This window comes from Collinsella sp. AK_207A, from assembly GCF_902501965.1.
Taxonomy (GTDB): domain Bacteria; phylum Actinomycetota; class Coriobacteriia; order Coriobacteriales; family Coriobacteriaceae; genus Collinsella.
In genome coordinates, this window is sequence record NZ_CABWID010000010.1 from 1 (window position 1) to 17,110 (window position 17,110).

Annotated in this window: 12 protein-coding genes and 2 tRNA genes; 2 read left to right on the forward strand and 12 right to left on the reverse strand. The window is 64.1% G+C overall.

Annotated features, from left to right (window positions below):
* Positions 1-170 precede the first annotated feature (170 nt).
* The 7 genes from GDJ97_RS01620 to GDJ97_RS01650 all read right to left on the reverse strand — a co-directional run bounded on the left by GDJ97_RS01620 (position 171) and on the right by GDJ97_RS01650 (position 9,326).
* Positions 171-935 (reverse strand): hypothetical protein, encoded by a 765-nt coding sequence (locus GDJ97_RS01620; RefSeq protein ID WP_193221258.1) that lies wholly within the window; start codon positions 933-935, stop codon positions 171-173.
* A gap of 251 nt (positions 936-1,186) precedes the next feature.
* The gene (gene purH, locus GDJ97_RS01625) at positions 1,187-2,902 is read right to left on the reverse strand and encodes a bifunctional phosphoribosylaminoimidazolecarboxamide formyltransferase/IMP cyclohydrolase (protein WP_152069486.1); all 1,716 of its coding nucleotides are present in this window, start codon (positions 2,900-2,902) and stop codon (positions 1,187-1,189) included.
* Positions 2,903-3,521: 619 nt separating this feature from the next.
* Positions 3,522-5,453, reverse strand: coding sequence for a DUF2207 domain-containing protein (locus GDJ97_RS01630; RefSeq protein WP_152069487.1), 1,932 nt, complete (start codon positions 5,451-5,453; stop codon positions 3,522-3,524).
* A 105-nt stretch (positions 5,454-5,558) separates the two neighbouring features.
* Positions 5,559-7,442 carry a DUF2207 domain-containing protein gene (locus tag GDJ97_RS01635; protein WP_152069488.1) on the reverse strand — a complete coding sequence of 628 codons (1,884 nt, stop codon included), beginning with the start codon at positions 7,440-7,442 and terminating at the stop codon, positions 5,559-5,561.
* 36 nt (positions 7,443-7,478) lie between these two features.
* Positions 7,479-8,432, reverse strand: coding sequence for a tRNA glutamyl-Q(34) synthetase GluQRS (gene gluQRS / locus GDJ97_RS01640; protein WP_152069489.1), 954 nt, complete (start codon positions 8,430-8,432; stop codon positions 7,479-7,481).
* 108 nt (positions 8,433-8,540) lie between these two features.
* Positions 8,541-9,059 carry a ferritin gene (locus GDJ97_RS01645; RefSeq protein ID WP_152069490.1) on the reverse strand — a complete coding sequence of 173 codons (519 nt, stop codon included), beginning with the start codon at positions 9,057-9,059 and terminating at the stop codon, positions 8,541-8,543.
* Between the two features lie 190 nt (positions 9,060-9,249).
* Positions 9,250-9,326 (reverse strand) — tRNA-Arg (locus GDJ97_RS01650).
* A gap of 170 nt (positions 9,327-9,496) precedes the next feature.
* Here GDJ97_RS01650 and GDJ97_RS01655 point away from each other — a divergent pair.
* Together GDJ97_RS01655 and GDJ97_RS01660 are read left to right on the forward strand one after the other, a co-directional pair.
* Positions 9,497-11,941 (forward strand): hypothetical protein, encoded by a 2,445-nt coding sequence (locus tag GDJ97_RS01655; RefSeq protein ID WP_152069491.1) that lies wholly within the window; start codon positions 9,497-9,499, stop codon positions 11,939-11,941.
* Positions 11,942-12,017: 76 nt separating this feature from the next.
* Positions 12,018-12,108, forward strand: a tRNA-Ser gene (locus tag GDJ97_RS01660).
* Between the two features lie 272 nt (positions 12,109-12,380).
* On the opposite strand, the gene GDJ97_RS01665 is transcribed toward GDJ97_RS01660, so the two are convergent.
* From GDJ97_RS01665 to GDJ97_RS01685, 5 genes are all read right to left on the reverse strand, one after another.
* Positions 12,381-12,752, reverse strand: a complete 372-nt coding sequence (locus GDJ97_RS01665; RefSeq protein ID WP_152069492.1) for a hypothetical protein — start codon at positions 12,750-12,752, stop codon at positions 12,381-12,383.
* Positions 12,753-12,821: 69 nt separating this feature from the next.
* Positions 12,822-13,964, reverse strand: a complete 1,143-nt coding sequence (locus GDJ97_RS01670; protein ID WP_152069493.1) for an FAD-dependent monooxygenase — start codon at positions 13,962-13,964, stop codon at positions 12,822-12,824.
* A gap of 67 nt (positions 13,965-14,031) precedes the next feature.
* A complete protein-coding gene (locus GDJ97_RS01675; protein ID WP_152069494.1) occupies positions 14,032-14,382 on the reverse strand; it encodes a hypothetical protein in 351 nt (116 codons plus the stop codon).
* A 144-nt stretch (positions 14,383-14,526) separates the two neighbouring features.
* Positions 14,527-15,582 carry a MupG family TIM beta-alpha barrel fold protein gene (locus GDJ97_RS01680; protein ID WP_152069495.1) on the reverse strand — a complete coding sequence of 352 codons (1,056 nt, stop codon included), beginning with the start codon at positions 15,580-15,582 and terminating at the stop codon, positions 14,527-14,529.
* A 96-nt stretch (positions 15,583-15,678) separates the two neighbouring features.
* Positions 15,679-17,109, reverse strand: coding sequence for a PTS transporter subunit EIIC (locus tag GDJ97_RS01685; protein ID WP_152069496.1), 1,431 nt, complete (start codon positions 17,107-17,109; stop codon positions 15,679-15,681).
* Position 17,110: the final 1 nt, after the last annotated feature.

The window sequence follows — 17,110 nt, forward strand, 5'->3', positions numbered from 1 at the left end:
CCTCGATGCGCTCGACCAGCCGCTGACGGCCCCAAGGCGTGAGGCGTGAGGCGTGCGTTAGGATGTTGTGACATGGGAGGGCCCCTCTCTTCGCTGCAGACCTAGACAATCCACAGCTTCGCGGAGCCCTCCCTACTTGTCACTAGTCAGACGTAAACAACCTGTTGGCACTAAACAGCTAACCGTTTGGTCTCAACAGGCCAATCGGCACTGCCGTTCCGGCCCCGGCGAGCCTGCCGCGTACGCGCGCGGAGCTTTTCCAGGCCGTCGATAAGGAAGTTGACGAACTCGTTGGGCTCGCTATCGCTGGCGGGCACGATGCCGTGTTCATCGGATACCAGAAAGGGCGACTGTCCAGCGCACACGCGGTCGAGGTCAGCAGGCACAAGGGTAAGTCCGCGTGTCTGCGCCAGCTGCTCTACGAGCGTCACCGTGCCGCACGGAGCCTCACCCTCGTCAACGACAATCAACAGTTGGTTGCCATCCACGGCGCAGAGCGTCTCGGGGGCCACGCCGGCCTCCCCCGCCTCGCGACGTGCCGCCTCGGACCGCGCAGCGAGTGCCTCAAGCGACGTATCCGCCAGCGGCTCGTACGCACCCACGCTCATGGCCGCTTGACCGTCCACGTCCACAACCACCATGAGCACGCCGTCGCGCTCGGTGAAATCGCCCTCGGCGAGCGACCACTCGATATGCTGTTTGGCCCATGAGACCAGGTTCCGGTTGATGGGGGCACCGTTCACCCGACGCGCCGCAAGCGCCCGGATATGCCGGTTGAGCATGGGAACCTTCTTACCCGCCATGCGCCAGCGGCACACGAGCGCCGGCTCCCCGAGCTCAAAGCCTGCGTTTCCCCGCTCCTGCGCCGCAACGAATGCCTCATACGCCTCCCGCTCTGCAGGATCCTCGAACGCAGCATCCATCACATCAGCCACAGCAATCCACCTTTCACCGCCAAACCAGACCCGGCCTCACCCAGCCCCAGCCACAACCGCCAAGCCAGACCCGTGCACCAGCCCAAGCCCCTCTCAACAAAGCGCGGCCTCCCCCAGCGAGCCGGGAGGGCACGCTCACCGTGCCCGAACGGCAGGGCGGGGCGGTACCGTCCCAGGCGAGTTCTGGCGCAGCCAGCTGCCTGAAGTCCGAGATGGTACCGCCCCGCCCCCATGCCCCTCAGGGCAACGGATTAGTGCCTAAAGTGGCGAGCCCCCGTGAAGACCATCGCGATGCCGTTCTCGTCGCACGCCTGGATGGACTCGTCGTCACGCTTGGAGCCACCGGGCTGAATGATCGCCGTCACGCCGTGCTCGGCCAGCACGTCCACGTTGTCACGGAACGGGAAGAACGCGTCGCTCGCGCACACGAAGCCGTCGCGCGGCACGCCCATGCGGTCGCAGGCTTCCTCGGCGCGCTCGCAGGCCAGCAGCGCGGAATCCACGCGGTTGGGCTGACCCGGGCCCATGCCGATGCCCGCCTTGTCGCGCGCGATCAGAATGGCGTTGGACTTGACGCCCTTGCACACCTTCCAGGCAAAGAGCAGCTCTTCCATCTCTTCGTCGGTCGGCTTGCGCGTGGTGGGGAAGGCGAAGGACGCGGGATCCTCGTCCGCGCGGTCCACCGTCTGCACCAGCATACCGCCGTCCACGCTGCGATACTCGAGCGCCGCGGGGGCGTCGATACCGCCCGTGGCGAGCACGCGCAGGTTGGTACGACGGGCCAGGCGCTCCAGGGCCTCCGGCGTGTAGGAAGGCGCGATGAGCACCTCCACGAACTGCTTGTTCACATCGGCGAAGTGCTCAACCAGGCTCAGCGGGACCTCGCGGTTGCAGGCGATGATGCCGCCGAACGCGCTCTTGGGATCGCACGCAAACGCGCGGTCGTAGGCGGCGGTGATGTCCTCGGCCTCGGCGGAGCCGCAGGGGTTCTGATGCTTGAGGATCACGCAGGCAGGCGCGTCGAACTCACGCACGAGGTTCCAGGCGGCATCCGTGTCCAGCAGGTTGTTGTAGGAGAGCTCCTTGCCCTGCAGCTGCTCGGCATTCACGAGCGAGTGCTCGGCGGCACCGGGCATGCGGTAGAGCGCAGCGGCCTGCTGCGGATTCTCGCCGTAACGCAGATCCTGCTGCTTCACCAGCGGCACGATCATGGAGTCCTCGGGCTCCTTGCTCCAGGCCTCGGCGTCCACGGCAAAGCCGTCCAGCACCTCAGAGAGGGCCTCGGGGTCGTCAGCATCCACCGTCTCCATCTCGGCCAGAGCGGTGCCGGCGATACCGCGGTCCTGCGGCAGGTTGCCGGAGGCGGCCAGCTGATCGGCCATCCAGGTGGAGATGGCCTCGTCGTAGTGCGCCGTGGTGGCGTACACCTTGTACTGCAGGCAGCGACGCGTCTCCAGCGTGGTGGCGCCGTCGTGCTCGCGCATCTCGGAGAGCACCAGAGCGTAGTCGGCGAGGTCGGAGACCACGGTCACGCTCGCGGCGTTCTTGGCGGCGGAGCGCAGCATGGACGGACCGCCGATGTCGATGTGCTCGATGGCGTCGGCAAAGGTGACGTCGGGCTGGGCCACGGTCTTCTCGAACTCGTAAAGGTTCACGCACACGAGGTCGATCATCTTGATGCCGTGCTCGGCGGCCTCGGCCATGTGCTTGGGATCATCGCGACGCGCGAGCAGGCCGCCGTGCACCTTGGGATGCAGGGTCTTCACGCGGCCGTCCATCATCTCGGGAAAGCCCGTGTACTCCTCGATGGGGGTCACCGGCACGCCGGCCTCAACCAGCACGCGCGCCGTACCACCTGTGGAGATGATCTCGACGCCGAAGTCCTCGACCAACGCTTGGGCAAAGTCCACCACGCCCGTCTTGTCCGTCACGGAAATCAGTGCGCGCTCAATCTTGCCTGAACCCATGCCATCTCCTCCTTGATTATCGGGATCGCTGCCGGGGCGCCCGCGGCTTTTCCGGCACGCATAACGGTATCAATGTAGCGCAACGATCCGCTGAAACCGCCGCTGGAACCCCCTCATTTGAAGAAATCGCGACGAACACCGCAAGTGCCTTCCATTTTTGTGTCCGCGCACCGGAGTAAGATAGCTGAATAAGCACGTTGTCCCGCATGGCCGGACGATCCTTGCCACACCCGGCTCTCCCCGCGCATGGCGTGACGAGAAAATGCCGCGGGAGTCCACCCCCCCCGATGCGCGCTTCCCGATAGTCCGAACTCCAACAGCCCTTTTGAAGAAAAAGCGTTTGAAGCATGCAGATTTGTGCGAGAAAACGTTAACGAATCGTGTACTGTGCAACGCCGCAAAAATGCACGCAATATGCGTGGTACAAAGCAAACGTGTTCCGTTCGTCCACGCTCGAACAGGTACACGGAGAGCGCATTTGCGCAGGGAAAAGGGTTCCGGGCAGGGAGCCTTTTTCTTTATGCCTCGCCCTTTCAACTAAGCCGCACATGCACGAAGAACGGGCCGGAAGCGCATGCATCCGCGCTCCCGGCCCAACTATTCAAACACAACCAAGCGGTTAGAACGTTCCTCCGCCCCCGCCACCGACGCCGCCTCCGCCACCGCCGGAGAAGCCTCCGCCAAAGCCGCCGCCAGAACTCTCGCTCGAGGCGGCGATGGTCGAGATCGCGACATCGTTCGCCGCGGTGAGCGCCGAGGTCGGCGTCTCCATACCCTCATGCCGGCGGTACCACCACCAGCTGGGATAGTAGCCATCGGAGAAAGAGTCATCGTAGCTCGTGGGCGTAGCAGCCGCCAGATCCTCGAGCACCTGATCGGATACGCCAAGGGCCACCGCAAAGACGAGCAGCTTGTTCCAGAGCACCACATCACCCGGCACTGCCTCGTGCAGGCGCGTGAAGTCCTCGAACCAATGCTTCAGCGCCCGGCAGCGGGCGTAGAGCTCCGCCCCCTCCGGCGTGAAGCGCTTGAAGGTCCAGCTCAGCACGATACCCGCGGTGGAAAGCACCGCGACCACGGGTATCATGACGAGCCATCCGGCCTCGGCGCAGAAGATGATTCCCAGGAGCAGAGAGATGCCGCCCACGATGCTCCCGCCGATACCCGCGGCAAGGCCGGTCGAACGCACCAAATCGCGGCTCTCCAAACGGTCCCTCACCACCGAGGTGTAGGACCGCCACCGCTCCGAATAACCCTCGGGATCATCCTCGGCAACCTTCTTCATCTCCTGGAACGCGATCTCGTAGCGGCCCTCACCGCAATAGAGCTTGATCGCGGCGCGATCGATTTCGTCCTTCACGCGCTGCTCGTAGTCCTCCGGTACCCCGAGCAGGTAATCGTCCTCCTGACGCTCGCCGCCAAAGAAGGTACGCGTCGTAGACGTGGTCTTGGAGACCGAGACGATATGGTCGTCCGTGAGCTTCATGATGGTGGACACCAGGGCGGCGTTACCCACAGATTTGTTCTTCATAAACGCCGCGATGACCGCTGGATGGTCGTCGGAAGGCACATCGCGGAAATATGTCTCCTGGAACAGGGGCTTGGGCTTGCGCCCAAAGGCGATCTTGACGATCACCACCGCCAGGAAGAAGCAGACCGAAGCGGCGATGCCCACCCCACCGAGCACCATTGCCTCCTGACGCGCCGCTTCGCGCGCCCGATTCGCTTGATCGGCCCATGTCTGCTCCTCGGAAAGTATGACGGGCAGGCGGTTGCCAGAGCTGTCGACCTCCCCGTTTGGAGCATTGCCCGGCGCGAGCTGGGGCACCCAGGCCGTGGGGAAGACGATGCGCGCTTCGGCGAACTCGCCGGAATTGACCGTGGGAACCGCGTAGGTAACGGCGGGCGTGCCCGCATCCAGGGCAACATCGCCGTCCAGCGGGCCATGGCCCCAGGCGCGCAGGTTCGCGGAATCGGAGCCCGTGCTGGCTGCCACGCCCGAGGAGCTGGCGCCTGCAAAGCTCACACTCAGCTGGACGTCGTCGGAATCCTCTGCCCAACCGCTGCCGACGAACTTCCAGTACAGCTCTGCGGTATCGTTCCACGACATGACCGCGCCGGTCAGGCTATAGGTGATCGAGATCGTGGCCTCGTCGCCATCGGCATGGGGCGCGTACACCTTGAGTTGGATGTCCGAGTCCGTGGTTTCCGCGGTGTAGACGCCGGACTCTCCGTTCTCGGCGCTGCTCACCTGCTGGTAGTCCGTGGTACCGTCAGACACCCGCTGCACCTGGATATCGGCGGTCGCACCCTGCTTGTTCGCCCCGAGCGGGATATCCCAGAAGACGCCGTTCACGCTCTCGTCGAACGAAAACATGCGCTGCTCCGTCACGGTGAGCGAGCCGTCCTGCTGAACCTCGGCCTCTATGTGCACATGGGGCATGGAGAAACTGCTCGCCCGAGCCGTGGACGGCGCAAACAGCCCTGCGAGCACGAACACGAGCACGAACACGGACAAGACGAACGGGACCGCAAGGCGACGCATGCGCATGGGTTCTCCCAACGTTGAGATGACACTCTGAACTGCCGGACAGCATTCTACTCTCCCCGCATGGTCGCGGCGCCGCGCGCAGTCAACGCATGCGGCACGCCCTCGCTAGAAGGTGCCTCCGCCTCCCCCTCCGACGCCGCCACCGCCGCCGCCCGAGAATCCACCGCCAAATCCGCTTCCAGAGCTTGAGGCGCTCCCCGCCGCCACGGCAACCGAGACATCGCTCACCCGATGCATGGCACGAATCGGGGCATCCATGTTGCCGTGCCGGCGCAGCCACCACCAGCTGGGGTAATAGGGACTCCCGTCTGCGTACGCTTCATCGAACGCGCGCGGCGTGGCCGCCGCCAGCTCCTTCAGCACCCGGTCTGATACGCCCAGGGCCACCGCCATGACGAGCAACTTGTTCCAAAGCACCACGTCACCGGGCGCGGCCGCGCCCAGCCGCGTGAAATCCTCCAGCCAGTGCTTGAGGGCGCGGCAGCGCGCTTGCAGGTCAACGCCCTTCTGCGTCAGGCGGCGCAGCGTGGACGCGACGAGGATCCCGGCCACTACGAGCGGCAGGCCGATGAGCGGCAGCGGGGAGCCCAAATAGAGAGCGGAAGCCACCTCGCCAACCGCCAGCGCCCCGCCCGCAACGCACGCGATCACAAATGGCAGCACGCCGTCCGACTCAACAAGATCCCAACGCTCCTGCCGGGCGGCAACCTCATCCTGGAAGTCCTTCCAGCGGGCACGGAAGAGCTCGGGTTCCTTCTTGGCTATGTCTTCCATTTCGCCGAACGCCACCGCAATCCCGCCGTCTCCCAGGTAGAGGACCAATGCCGCACGGTCGATCCTGTCGGTCAGCGCCCGCCGATCTTCCGCGTCGACACTCAGCTCGTAATCCTCTTCCTCGCGCTTCTTGCCGAGTACGTTGCGTGCCTCGCGCGTCGTCTTGGCGATGCGGACCACATGCTCGTCGCACAGGTTCATCAACGTGGCGAGCAGGGCCCTGCCATCCGCCTTACGGCCGCTCATGAAAGCGGAGATGATAGCCGGATGCCCTCGCGAGGGCAGGTCGCGGAAATACTCGTCCGTAAACGTGGGCTTGGGATTGGGATGCCGCCATTTGAAGACGAGCACCACCAGGCAGAACAGCGCCGGCAACCCGATGCTCATCCCCGTGAGAACGTACAGTATGAGGCGCGCGTGCTCGCGCCGGGCATTCGCCTGGTCAGCCCACGCCTGTTCCTCGGAGAGAACGTCGGGCAGCCGCATCTGATTGACCGCCTGAAGATCAGGTACCCAGGCCGCAGGAAAGACGATACGTGCCTCCGCAACGTCTCCGGCAGGCACGGTGGGAACGTCATAAGACACGGAAGGCCCGTCGGCATCGAGCGAAACGACACCGTCCAGGGGTCCATGCCCCCAGGCGCGCAGGTTGGCGCCGTCCGACCCCGTCTTCGCCTGCACGCCCGAGGCCGCGGCGTTCAGGAACGTCACGCTTAGATGCACGTCATCGGAATCGTTTTGCCAATCCGCGCCCACGTACTTCCAGTACAGCTCAGCGGTGTCTGACCATGCCATCACCGCGCCGGCAACGGTGTAGTTCACGGTGATGCGGGCCTCGTCGCCAGCCTCGTGCGGCGTGTAGACCTTGAGCGAAAGGTCGCCAGACACGTCCTCCTCAACGGTGTACACACCGCCCTGGCCGTTCTCCGCGCTCTCGACCCGCGCGAGCGACACGCCGTCCTCGCTCACGCTCCCCACAACGGTGGTCGACATCGCACCCTGCTGGTTCTGACCGTTTGCAAAAGTCCAGTAGACGCCGTTGGCGGCATCGTTGAAGCTGAAGGTCCGCGTCTCGGAAACGTTGAGCGAGCCATCCGTCCCCACAATTGCCTTGATATCCACGCGGGGCATGTCGGCATCGGCCCGTGCCAGAACCGGCGCGCAGAACAGCAGGCAAACCATGGCGAGTACGACGGCGACGATTCGGCGACGCATGGCAACTCCTCAGACGGCTACGAAAGCCCACCCATTCTAACGCGCGGGCATGCACGCATCCGAACGGTGCGCGCGGACCATATCCCAGCTAAAGCATGCAGCCAGTTGATCCGCGGACCGAGGCGTCTGGTCCGGAGCGAGACCGGTGGCGCCCGCGAGCCAGCCGATCAAGCGCTCGGGCGAGCCGAAGCGCTCGCGCAGCGCCCCCATATCAAGATCGCCGTCGCGCTTGGAAAGCCGCCGACCATCCGGCGCCACGAGCAGCGGAACATGTGCATACGCCGGATGCGGCAAGCCCAGAAGTTCTTGCAGATACCGCTGGCGGGCAACGGACCCCAGCAGATCGCGGCCGCGCACCACCTCGGTCACGCCCATCTCGGCATCGTCCACCACCACCGCAAGCTGGTAGGCGAACACGCCGTCCGAGCGGCGCACGACAAAGTCCCCGCACTCCTGCGCCAGAGTCTCGTGCTGGGGACCGTATGTCCTGTCTACGAACCGGACTTCCCCCTGCGGATCGCCCGTATCGGGGACGCGCACGCGCCACGCCGGCGAACGGACGGCAGTGCGCGCGGCCACCTCCTCTGCTGAGAGCGCGCGACACGTCCCCGCGTACACAGGCGTACCGTCGCTCGCATGGGGAGCGCTCGCCGCGTGCAGCTCGGCGCGCGAGCAGAAGCAGGGATACACAAGCCCCAGATCGCGCAGGTGTTCATAAGCAGCCTGATAGAGATCGAGACGATCGTGCTGGTAGACAACGTCGCCATCCCAATCGAACCCCAGCCAACGCAGGTCATCCAGAAGAAGATCGGTCCACGGACCGGTCTTGGTGCGGGGGTCCAGATCCTCCACCCGCATCAGCACGCGCCCGCCGCGGCTCCGAGCCGAAAGCCAGGCAAGAAGCATGGCGTACACGTTACCCAGATGCATGCGACCCGAAGGCGAGGGGGCAAAACGCCCAACCGGTATGTTCGTTGGAGAAGCGGTCATGCGGGCAAGTATAGCCCTGTGGCGAGCGCCTTGAGCATCTCGTCCGAACAACAAAGAACCCCGAAGCCGAGGCTCCGGGGTTCTTCGGGAAAGGAGGTGAGTTGAGACCTACATGGGCAGCGTGGTCTGAGCCACGTAGGTGCGGGTCTGGTACTCGCGGTCGAGGTCGAAGAGGCCCTTGGGGTCGGAGCCGAACAGCTTCATGTTGGTGATCATGTCGCGGGCGTTCGTCTCCTCCTCGCCCTGCTCGCCAACGAACCAGTCGAGCATCTTCATGGCGCGGATATCATGCTCGTCGCGCGCCACCTCGTAGCAGTGGTGGATGAGGCTCGTCACGTACTCCTCGTGGGCAAGGCCGGCCTCGAGCGGCTCAAGGTCGTTGCTAAAGGTCTTGTCGGGCTTGGCGATGGCCTCCATGGTGGGCTTGTAGTCGTTGTCCAGCAGATAGCGACGAAGCGCCTTGGCGTGGTCGACCTCCTCCTGAACTTGGATCATATACCAGTTCGCAAAGCCCTTCAGGCCGCGATCCTCATAGTAGTCGGCAAAGGTTAGGTACAGATACGCGGAGTAGAGCTCGGCGTTGATCTGCTTCTCAAGAACTTCTGCAACCTTCTCGTTCATGGCCATGCAGCCTCTCCCCTTTTTTCGATGAAGCAACGAGCGTTTCCTGTGCACGTTGGGCCTTATACCCACCTGGAATGATTGAAGCGCCTTAAACCGACTCCGCACATTCCTTCCATGGACGATGCGCTGGTCTGCTATCATAGAAGGCCGAGCTAACAAAAAAGCGAGCCAATGGCTCGCTTTCAAGTTCAACTGGTGCGGCGTACAGGATTCGAACCTGTGACGTTCTGATTCGTAGTCAGACCCTCTATCCAGCTGAGGTAACGCCGCAACGCAAGGAATATAATGTCATCTGGAACCCCTTCCGTCAAGCGGTTTTTTCAAAATTGGGTAGATTCTTTTTGCTGGGCCGGTTTTCCGCATCATTGTCGCAGGCCAAGACATTGTGGGCACAATAGGGACCAGAATGCATCGTGCACCTGAACCTTGGAGTAGCGACCATGCCTTCGAGCGATCGACTTATTAAACTTCCCCTGTTCGCGCGCCGCAAAAAGCTCCCGCGCCTGCCCGGGCAGCCTTCCGACACATCGTACATCTGCTTTTCCGGTGCCTGCCCGCAGCCCGACGACGCGCTGTGCTATATCGGCGAGCTTATGCGCGGCTCTCGCGTGCGCATCCTCGCCTATATCAGCGAGAACGGGTTCGTGTACCCCGCCGATGAGCCGCTCCGAGGTCACCCGGATCTGAAGCCCGCTCTTACCATCGCCCCTATCAACGATACCGGCAAGGCAGATGAGGGCGGCATCTTCCTCATCACCGAGGATGGCTTCAAGCGGGTGGGTGACTACCTCGGCACGCCGGCGCGAACGTTGCGCGTGCGGGAGGACCCCACCGATGAGGCGCGCGGCCAGAAGCACCGTAGGCGAACGCGTGCCCTGCCGTATCAGGAGTTCATGGCGACGCTCTTTCTGCGGTATTGCCTGCCTTTGACAAAGGGCGCGCCCGAGCAGCAAACCACAAGCGCAGAAGATCTCGCCGATATCGCGTTGAAGCCGCTGGCAGAGCCGGTGGAGATCTTCGCAGGCTTTCGAGACATGGCCCTACCGGATGCCATCGGAACATTTCTGTACCGCGTTGATGCCCGCGAGCAGGAAGGCGAGGAGCTCTCGGGTGTTGAGCGCTACGCGCGCACCGTTTTCCGCGAATTCGATCTAGACCGGCTACGCCGCATCGCTTCCTCTTCCGAGGTCACGCTGTCGCGCATCGGCCGCACCGATGCCTTCTACCTCAACTTCAACCACACGGAGCTTTCCCCAGCGGACGTTGCCTTTCTATATGGAGTAGAAGCCAGGCTCAACCGCATCTCGCTCGTGCTCGACTCGCTGGGCGCAGGCCTGGCGCCCCTGACCGCCTCGCCCGCGCAGGAAACCTGCTCGCTGATCGAGATGCACACGCTCCTGAACGTCACCTCCCACGTTCCCGCCCTCCTTGCCCGCACGGGAGAGCAGTCGCCCTGGAGCGCGCCGGGGACCGTGGCATGCGAGCCTGGCGGAGGCTGGAACGCACTCATTCGCATGGCGTCGTTCTGTGAGGGGCTGAATCTGGTGGTTCGCCTTGATTACTCGATGCGGTACGACACCTCGGCGCGCACCATGTTCGCGCGGTTCTATCCTTCCACGTCGGACTCGATGCCTACCACCCGCTTTGACGGCACGGCAGGGGGCTGGGTTGAGCTTGACCAGGCAAACCGTGCTGGCATGGCGCGTGAATATACCGCCCGCATGGCGCTCGTGCTCGCTGCGGCGGCATTTGCCTCCGGATTGACAATCGATCGCTGCGTGGTGGAGCAGGCTGCGTTTGTCGGCATTCCCGAGCAGGCATATTCCTTTGACCGCGCCGCGTATCTGGCGCGATGGGCGCCGCTCGCGGCGCGTGTTGTCGGCACGCCGCTGGCCCCCCAGGAGACGGAACGCGAGCTCGAGCGGCAGAGAATCCCAAACTACCACGATGCGGGTTCTCGTGCGCTGCTGAACCCACCACGCCGAGACGACCGCGCGCTTCCCGAGGCGCTGCGCGATATGCTGCTCGCCGACAACGCGTCTGAACTTGAGGTCATGGAAAACGAAGATGACCCCGACATGCAGCGCGTCCACGAGCTTCAGCAGCGCACGCTCACCGATCCGGCCGGTGCCATGGAGGGACTCACCAACCTGATCGAGGAGCTCCAGGCGCGCTGCGTTGCCGCGGAGCTGATGGCGAGTCAACCGGTCACGAGCCAGTATTGCGACAACTACGTCGCTCGCCTGCTCATGGGACTGCAACAGGACAACCATGCGATGCGCGTGCTTCGCGTGCCGGACGCCCTGTACAACGCGCAATTCGAGTTCGTTCGCACGCTCTGCCGCGCAGGCCGGTTCGAAGACGCGCTTCCCGAGGCACGCAAACTGGTAGACATGGCATCGACCTCGCCCACCGCCCACTTCGCGCTCCTGAACGTGCTCGCGCAACTGGGGCGCTTTGACGATGTGGTCGACGTCGCCAAACACGGCATGGCCTATGCGTACGATCGGGAGGTCATCGCCTATTACCTCTATCGCCTTGCATTCGCCTATTGGAACCTCGGCGACCGGAAGCTCGCCCTCGCCTGCTATCGCATGATGCCGCGCGGAGGCGGCATGGAGAGCGAATCGGAACAGGAGGTGCGTGCGCTGATGGCCGAGATGCCGCAGGACACGCTACCCACCGTGCCCGAAGCGGCGGCGCAGCTCAAGAAAGCGGAGATTCCCCTTCCGCCCACCGACCGGCTCGTGGAGTTCCTCTTCAACGCGGCCGTGCTTCTCACGGACCATGGGTTCCTCTTTCTTGCGTCCCGCTGCGTCTACGAGCTTTGGCGCATCATGGGCCGCGACGAGCTTTCCGCAGTCTATAAGTCGCTCACATGGTAGGATGCGAAGTTCCGGTGAGTCCAAATCGGCACTTGTGCCCCATGCGGCGAGTGCGTTATGATTCACTAGCTGTTACGGAGAGCTGACCGAGAGGCCGAAGGTGCTCGCCTGCTAAGCGAGTATTCCCCAAAAGGGAATCTGGGGTTCGAATCCCCAGCTCTCCGCCAGTCTGAACAGAGAAGCGAGCCCTTTGGCTCGCTTTTTTGTTGCCCGCGCACGGATTCGAACCCGCGAGGGTGCGAGCGTGGAGCGAACGCGCAGCGTTCGCAGCGAGCGGGCGAGGATGCCGGAGGCATCCGAAGCCGGAGCGCGCCGTAGGCGCGCGGAATCCCCAGCTCTCCGCCAGTCCGAACAGAGAAGCGAGCCCTTTGGCTCGCTTTTTTGTTGCCCGCGCACGGATTCGAACCCGCGAGGGCGCGAGCGTGAAGCGAACGCGGCCCTACTTCCTTCCGAAGAGGCTACCGAGCATGCCGCCGAGACCACCGAAGATGTTGCCGCCCAAGAGACCGCCAAGATCGAGCTTGGAAATATCAACGCCAAGGTTCTTCGCCGCGTCCATAAGCGACGAGACGTTGAGCTTCGACACGTCGATCGCCGAGAGATCAAGCTGCGACAAATCGAGCGAGGAGAGGTCAAGCCCCATTTCGGATACCTTGCCGATCGCTGCCTGAAGCACTTCCGTCGCATTGAAGTCGGTGGCCCCGGTGATGCCCTCGATGGTTCCCCGGGGGTCTCGTACCAGCTCCTGGGCCTTCTCGGGAGCGGCCTGAATGGCCTCGGCCACTTGCGTTGCAATGGTCTGCACGTCCATGTCTGCATCCCTTCCGTTACGTTTGCCTTGAACCCAAGATACCCAGCGGCCATGCCATCAATGCCGACGCTACAGCCGTTCGGTCATCTTGCTCACCAGCGGCGTGGGCACCAAACAGGCGAGGTTCTTGCAGGCATAGTTGTTCATGAAGGGGAACATGCCCATGCGGAACGCCAGATTGCGCTTCATGGGAACGAGCGCGCGCTCATAGCGCTCGAGCGCATCCGTACCAACGCGCGCGCCCACCTCCACGGACTCCGCCACCGCGCACCCGGCCTTGATGCCGGAGTTCAGCGCGAACGAGATGCCCTCGCCCGACGTGCACGAGAGAAAGCCGCCGCCCTCGCCGGCGAGCAGGATACGACCCTTGCCAGCCACCAGATCGGCCGGGCGCGTCAGGTGCGCCGCAATCCATGTCTCGCGCTTCACGGCCTCGCCCAGGGGATAGATCCCGCGCAGAATCTCGAGGACGTCCTCGTGCTTGCGGTCGCAGTCTTTGGTTCCCGGATAGAAGATGGAGCCGATGATGGCGACCTCGCCCTTGGGCATGATGTAGCCGATGCCGTAGTCGCGAGAGAAACGCCGCGAGTAGATGCAGTCGAAGTACGGCTCGAGCGCACCCGGCTCGATCTTCATGTATTCCTGTACCGTGATATAGCGATCGAAGGGGCGGAGCCCCAGGCGCTCGCGCACCGTGGCGCGCGGTCCGTCCGCAGCGATCAGATGTCCACACCGCACCTGGCGCTTCTCCTGCCCGCTGCGCAGCGAGACGGTCACCTCAACGGGTGACTGGCTCACGTCGCAGAGGCGCGTTTTTGGAGACACTTCCACGTTTGCAGGCAAGAGCGAGAGCAGCCATTCGTCGAACAGTTCGCGATCGACGTTCAGGAACCGCACCTCCGTGGGCTTCTTGACCTCGCGATCCATGTGGTAGTAGCGGAAATCAATCCATCTCGGATCGAGAATCATCTCCTCGGGGATGCCTCCGTACGGCTCAAGGGCGCGGCGCGAATACTTGTTGAGCATGCCCCCGCAGCTCTTCTGCCGCGGAAGCGCCGCAGCCTCCACGAGCAGCACGCGCGCGCATGCGCGCGCCGCCTCGACCGCTGCCATGATACCGGCAGGCCCCGCGCCCACGATCACGACGTCGTTGCGCTCCGCCACGGCGCTCAGCGGCACCAGTGAACAACTCGTCTTCCATTGCAGGGACATGGCGAACCTCTCCGCTCTGCTCGGGCTTTTGCTCGTGACAGTATAGCGCCGCAGACTCCGCGCTCCCCTACCGCACCGGAGCGTTCTCGTAGACCCGATAGGGCACCTGAAGCCCACGGAGCATCCGCCTTATGCGCTGCCCGCTCTCGTGTCCCGTAAAGCGCATCCTGAGCATGGCGGGCAGCATTCCCGCATTGTCTGCGCGGAAGTGGACGAGGAGGGCGCCCATGTCTTCCGGCGCCACCTCCGTTTCAATGCGATGGGGACTCTCCTCAAAGCACCAGAGCGTCAGCGGCCCATCGCTCTCTTGGAGGACCGCCAGTCCGCCCTCACGAGTTGCCGCACATTCTATACACAGCGACTCTCCCTCATCCTCGCTCTGAAACAACACCGCCCGCGCATCAAACAGCTCCCGCATGGCGACCTCCCTCTCTCCTCCTAGCGTTGCCTCCACTCTATCATCTTTTTCTCATAAATACAAACGTTTGTTCGTATTTTCTCTGTTCGTTTTTTCTTCACAAGGATGTGCTCATGGCATCGCGAGCCCCCGACGGCAACCCCGCTACGCGAACCGCAAACCAAACCCGCCGCGCACGAGTGGCAGCAGCCGCAGGTCCTCCGCGACCACGTGCCCCGCGATGTTCATCCGCTCATCGCCCGGCAGATCAACACGCGAGATCTCCAGCTCGCCTTCGTACCGCAGGTACCTCGCGTTGGAAACGGCAATCGTGCCCGCAGGCCGCGCCGCGCCCGCGCTCGCATCGACCGGCACGCCGCCCGCAGGGCGCAGGCTCGTACGCGACTCGGGCGTCCGCAGCACGAGCGCACTCGAATCCGGGCGGTCGTGGTGTACCTGCCCGCGCAGGTACTCGTAGTCCGGCTCGAGCTCGCACCGCACGTCCACATATCCCGCACTCACGGCAGCCAGCTGCTCCCAACCCGCCTCCGAAAGGTCCACGTCGCCCACAAGCACGACGTCGCACGCACCGAGAGCCCCCAGTTCAAGCAGGTTACGCGCCACGTCTGAGCGGCGGTTGCGCTGCTCCTCGACCGTCGGCAGCCCCTCGAAAAGCGGCCCGCGCTGCTCGCCGTCACCCGGGATGAAGCCCAAAACCTGGAAGCCCTGCGAGCGCAGGAAGTCGTTCATACGCCGCATGTCGTTCAGCGCAAGACCCGTGAACCGCTTGGGATAGTAGTTGTGGCACGCCGCGAAGCGCGTAAGGTCCGCACCGGCCGCACGCCACGCCGCGATCTCGTCCCGCGTCACCGTGGACGCGTTGAACACGATGTGGAACGTCCGCGACAGCGCGACCGTCTCCTCCACCGTGAAGCCGTAGTCCAGCCGCACATGCGATATACCCAGGCCAGCCAGGCCTTCGATGGAATCGCAGCCCAGCTTGGCGGGCGTATCGGGCCCCACGTCCACGATGAGCGAGATCTCCGCGTCGCGCAGGAGCCCCAGCAGATGCCGAGCCTCGCGGCCGTAGTCCACGCCCGTCTCCTCTGGGATCTGCAGGGACGTGAAGGCGTAGGAAACGCCGGCTGCCGCAGCCCGCTCAATCACGCGCTCGCACGTCGCGCGCCCGCTGCCAAAGTACACCGAGATACCCGTCTTCATGAACGGCCTCCTCAACCACGATGTCGTACAAAAAGCGGCCCGGCCGGAAGTACCTGTCCGGCCGGGCCGCCCGTCAAAAACAATCCTTAAGGAGCCCTACTCGCCGTAGAACTTCTCGATGCGCTGCTCGTCCACGCCGAAGAACCAGGTGAGGACGAAGCCGCCCGCATAGGCCGCCAGCATGGCGATCACGTAGAAGAGCTGCTGGCCAGGCACCACGATGAGCAGGCCGAAGAGGCCGGAGACGCCCTGCGAGACCGTACCGACGTGGAACAGGGCCGCAAGCACGCCGCCGAAGCCCGCGCCGAGGCAGGCCGTGACGAACGGACGGACAAGCGGCAGCGTCACAGCGTACATGAGGGGCTCGCCCACGCCGAGGATGCCGACGGGGATGGACTCGGCCACGAACTTGCGCAGGCGCTTGTTCTTAGACTTGAAATAGAGGGCAAGGCCGGCGCCCACCTGGCCGCCGCCGGCCATCATGAGGATGGGCAGCAGGTAGTTGACGCCCTTGGTGGGACCGGTGGGGTCGTTCAGCAGCGCGTGGATGGGCGTGAGGGCCTGGTGCAGGCCCACCGAGACGAGCGGCAGGAAGCCCGCGGACAGGATGTAGCCGCCCACAACGCCCATCTTCTCGTAGACGAAGTTCAGCACGAAGAAGATGCCCTGCGTGAGCCAGGCACCCACGGGCTGGATCACGAGCATCAGCGCAAACGCACCGATGATGAGCACGAGCAGCGGCGTGATGAACGTGTCGAGGATGTTGGGCATCACCTTGCGGATCTGCTTCTCGAGGAACGCGAAGAACGCTCCGGCGATAAGCGCCGCGATCATGCCGCCGGCCGCGGGGTTGTACGCGGCGTTCGTGAGCGGCAACAGGATGGCCTTCTCGGGGTCGGCCGCACCGGCGGCCAGGAGCGGCATGGCCGCGTTGGCGATGCACATCGCGCCGGCGATGCCGCCGAGCGATGCAGACCCGCCGAACTCGCGGGCTGAGTTGTAGCCCACAAGGATGGGCAGGTAGGCGAAGAGCGCCCAGCCCATCGAGCGGATGCCCTGGTACCACCAGGCGTCGGCCAGGGCGTTGCCCGACGCGACGTTGATGACGTTGCAGATGCCGTTGATGAGGCCGGCGGCGATGATGCCCGGCAGCAGCGCCACGAAGATGTTGGCGATCTTCTTCAAGAACGCTTGCACCGGCTTGGCCTCGTACTTCGCCTTCTGCGCCGCCTTGTTCTCGGCGGCGGCGTCGGTCACGCTCTCCTCGGCGACACCGGCCGCGAGTCCGGTGAGCTTGGAGAACTCGGTCAGCACCTTGTTGACCTTGCCCGGCCCGAGGACGATCTGCATCGTGTCGTCCACGACGAGGCCCATCACGCCGTCGAGTTTCTTGATCGCCTCGACGTCGACCTTGCCGGCATCCACCACGCCCACGCGCAGGCGGGTCATGCAGGCGGCGTTCGCCGTGACGTTGTCCTTGCCGCCGAGCAGCTCGAGTAGCCGCGCGGCGAGTTCCTTATCCGTCATG

Bases quoted from the DNA above. Each gene is read 5' to 3' on its own strand.
- GDJ97_RS01680 (WP_152069495.1), bottom strand. From the start codon at position 15,582: ATGAAGACGGGTATCTCGGTGTACTTTGGCAGCGGGCGCGCGACGTGC.
- GDJ97_RS01685 (WP_152069496.1), bottom strand. From the start codon at position 17,109: ATGACGGATAAGGAACTCGCCGCGCGGCTACTCGAGCTGCTCGGCGGC.
- GDJ97_RS01670 (WP_152069493.1), bottom strand. From the start codon at position 13,964: ATGTCCCTGCAATGGAAGACGAGTTGTTCACTGGTGCCGCTGAGCGCC.
- GDJ97_RS01630 (WP_152069487.1), bottom strand. From the start codon at position 5,453: ATGCGCATGCGTCGCCTTGCGGTCCCGTTCGTCTTGTCCGTGTTCGTG.
- GDJ97_RS01655 (WP_152069491.1), top strand. From the start codon at position 9,497: ATGCCTTCGAGCGATCGACTTATTAAACTTCCCCTGTTCGCGCGCCGC.
- GDJ97_RS01645 (WP_152069490.1), bottom strand. From the start codon at position 9,059: ATGGCCATGAACGAGAAGGTTGCAGAAGTTCTTGAGAAGCAGATCAAC.
- GDJ97_RS01635 (WP_152069488.1), bottom strand. From the start codon at position 7,442: ATGCGTCGCCGAATCGTCGCCGTCGTACTCGCCATGGTTTGCCTGCTG.
- GDJ97_RS01665 (WP_152069492.1), bottom strand. From the start codon at position 12,752: ATGGACGTGCAGACCATTGCAACGCAAGTGGCCGAGGCCATTCAGGCC.
- GDJ97_RS01675 (WP_152069494.1), bottom strand. From the start codon at position 14,382: ATGCGGGAGCTGTTTGATGCGCGGGCGGTGTTGTTTCAGAGCGAGGAT.
- gluQRS (WP_152069489.1), bottom strand. From the start codon at position 8,432: ATGACCGCTTCTCCAACGAACATACCGGTTGGGCGTTTTGCCCCCTCG.
- purH (WP_152069486.1), bottom strand. From the start codon at position 2,902: ATGGGTTCAGGCAAGATTGAGCGCGCACTGATTTCCGTGACGGACAAG.